The sequence below is a fragment of the Shewanella sairae genome (genome assembly GCF_023283535.1).
GTDB classification, from domain to species: Bacteria; Pseudomonadota; Gammaproteobacteria; order Enterobacterales; family Shewanellaceae; genus Shewanella; species Shewanella sairae.
The window spans coordinates 1-2,960 of record NZ_JAKILT010000128.1; the positions used below are offsets into that span (position 1 = coordinate 1).

General features: G+C 41.7%; 1 protein-coding gene and 2 tRNA genes. 1 reads left to right on the plus strand and 2 read right to left on the minus strand.

What is annotated here, in order from left to right; translation table 11 throughout:
- Positions 1 to 135: 135 nt before the first annotated feature.
- Positions 136 to 211, minus strand: a tRNA-Ala gene (locus L2748_RS23350).
- 104 nt (positions 212 to 315) lie between these two features.
- The gene (gene gltX, locus L2748_RS23355) at positions 316 to 1,725 is read right to left on the minus strand and encodes a glutamate--tRNA ligase (protein ID WP_220783507.1); all 1,410 of its coding nucleotides are present in this window, start codon (positions 1,723 to 1,725) and stop codon (positions 316 to 318) included.
- 1,145 nt (positions 1,726 to 2,870) lie between these two features.
- Between gltX and L2748_RS23360 the strand changes: the two genes are divergently transcribed.
- Positions 2,871 to 2,946, plus strand: a tRNA-Val gene (locus tag L2748_RS23360).
- The last annotated feature ends 14 nt before the right edge of the window (positions 2,947 to 2,960 follow it).

Genomic DNA, 2,960 nt, shown 5'->3' on the forward strand with positions numbered 1-2,960 from the left:
AACCCCTGTTACCGCCGTGAAAGGGCGGTGTCCTAGGCCTCTAGACGATGGGGACCCGGACTGCATTAGACTCTGCAAAGAGTGAATACTCGTTAAACCCTGTAGGCTATGATTTAACGCTTTAAATTAGTTGTATGGTGGAGCCTAGCGGGATCGAACCGCTGACCTCAACACTGCCAGTGTTGCGCTCTCCCAGCTGAGCTAAGGCCCCTCACTAACTAAATCACTTTTGAGTGCACCGCGAACTATTAGTTGGCTGTGTCTCAACTGCGTGGCGCATTCTATGCAGCGCACCCAAAAGAGTCAACCCGTTTTTTACGAATTTATTCTATTTGCTACAAATTCAATCGCTTTGGAGATTCTTTGCTCTGTACGGGCCTTTCCAACCAAGAATATGGTTAAATCAACAGCAGGAGACATACCTGCGCCTGTTACGGCTACACGTAATGGCATCCCCACTTTCCCCATACCAACTTCTAATTCAGCAGCAGTATCTTCAATTGCTTGATGAATAGCTTCTAAAGTCCACTCATTTAGTCCAGCTAATTTAGTTTGGAATAACTGTAGTGGCTCTAGTGCAACACCTCTTAAGTGTTTCTTAGCTGCTGTTTCGTCAAACTCTGCAAAATCTTCAAAGAAGTAACGGCTAGAAGCTGCAAGTTCTTTTAGTGTCTTGGCACGTTCTGATAATGCAGAAACAACTTCAGATAGTTTTGGACCATTGCTTGTATCAATGTTTTGATCAGCCATGTGCCATTCAAGATGTGAAGCCACATATTCTGGATCAGATTCTTTAATATAATGCTGGTTTAACCAAATTAGTTTATCTGTATTAAAAGCAGAAGCGGCTTTATTGATATCATCAAGGCTAAAGAATTGCTTCATCTCATCAATAGAGAACACTTCTTGATCACCATGAGACCAACCTAAACGCACTAAGTAGTTAAGCAGTGCTTCAGGTAAGTAACCGTCATCGCGGTACTGCATAACACCAACAGCACCATGACGCTTAGAAAGCTTAGCGCCATCATCACCTAAGATCATCGACACATGAGCATACTCAGGTACTGGTGCTCCTAGTGCTTTAAGAATATTGATCTGGCGTGGTGTATTGTTGATATGGTCTTCACCACGAACAACACAGGTGATCCCCATATCCCAATCGTCAACAACTACACAGAAGTTATAAGTAGGCGTGCCTTCAGTACGAGCGATGATCAAATCATCTAATGTATTGTTTGCAAATTCAATGCGGCCACGTACGTGATCGTCAAATACAACGCTACCTTCTGTTGGGTTTTTGAAACGCACAACAAATGGCTCATCAGTATCACGTGGTGCTTTATCACGACAACAACCATCATACTTTTGTTGTTCGCCATTGGCAGCTTGCTCTTCACGCATAGTTTCAATGCGCTCACGGCTACAGTAACACTTATACGCAGTGCCCTGCTCTAACATCTGTGCAATGATTTCGTTGTAACGATCAAAACGCTTGGTTTGATAGTAAGGACCTTCATCCCAATTCAGGTTAAGCCATTCCATACCTTCTAAAATTGCTGCGCACGCTTCTGGAGTTGAACGCTCAAGATCGGTATCTTCGATACGTAGCACAAACTCACCTTGGTTTGCGCGTGCATATAACCATGAATAAAGTGCTGTACGAGCACCACCAACGTGCAAAAAGCCGGTAGGGCTTGGAGCAAAACGCGTCTTAACTGTCATAATGGACATTGACCTATGTAGAAAGCCTAAATAATAGACTGTACTAATGAATGTGGCGCATATTCTAGCAGCCAAAAGAGCTAGGGAAAATAGATCTACTGTTTTATGGCAAATTTTGTGGCATAAACCAGTGCATCAAACACTCAATTACTACCTCAGCACTACTCTCAAACCATCGCTTGTACTATCTCTTGATACGCCCTTTCACAATAAAAGTATCAACAGAAGATAATTCTCAAGCCACACTAATCTGCTTATATAAAGGCAACCAATGACAAGCTGGACGTTTGGCGAACATGAACTTTGGTTCGGAGTGAGTCTGTTTGCTATGTAGTAATACTTTATAACAGCATATCGTTCCTCATCATTGTTCTAAAACAGATACACTTCTATATAGTTACTCTACATCCCCTCTCAAATAATACCGCCAGCATTTTAACGATGAGTGATAACTCTTTAACTGCACTTTTCGTTGCTCGTTGCTCGTTGCTCGTTGCTCGTTGCTCAGCAGAAGCTTAACGCTTCACTATTCTACAACCGTTTTTCACTCTTTTGTCTCTTCCTTTGCGAAGAAACACTAGTCACAAGGATAAAGGATGAAAAAATGAGTAACCATTTCGAATTGAGTAAAAATAAAATACAGCAGTATCGATATTAGCCTATTGAACTAGTCATGATTGTTTGTCGCTAATTAACTTTACTACAAGCGTTATGTATATGAAGTAAGCCAAACAACGAAAGAGGAACCGTTGAGTGTTGCTTCTATAATGTAAGAATTCCAAACCAGATTATTGTATACAGAGCCGCCTTACCAATAAGTAAGCCTTTATCTTCGCAGTGTGAACTCCCTCGACGACACAAAAACAATCAACAATTATCTATCCAAAGATACCTTTTTAAATTCGACAATGAATAAATGCATACTTTTTAAGATAAGAATTACTCCGTATACTCAGCATTAGAATAAAACGAAGTCGCCCGACAACGATTTGTTAAGCTAACTTTTAGCCAGTTATTGCTTTAGACGGTACACTTCTGATTAACTATGCAGCAACACGCGCAAAATTAAACCGTAGCCGTTCTTTTATCTAAAAAAAGCGTTGACAGTGGATCGTTCCTCCCTATAATACGGCCCCACACAGCGAGGTCGATTAGCTCAGCTGGGAGAGCACCTCCCTTACAAGGAGGGGGTCACTGGTTCGAGCCCAGTATCGACCACCATTCTTTTCATAAAG

Coding starts and splice junctions, on each gene's coding strand:
- gltX (WP_220783507.1), bottom strand. CDS start 1,725: ATGACAGTTAAGACGCGTTTTGCTCCAAGCCCTACCGGCTTTTTGCAC.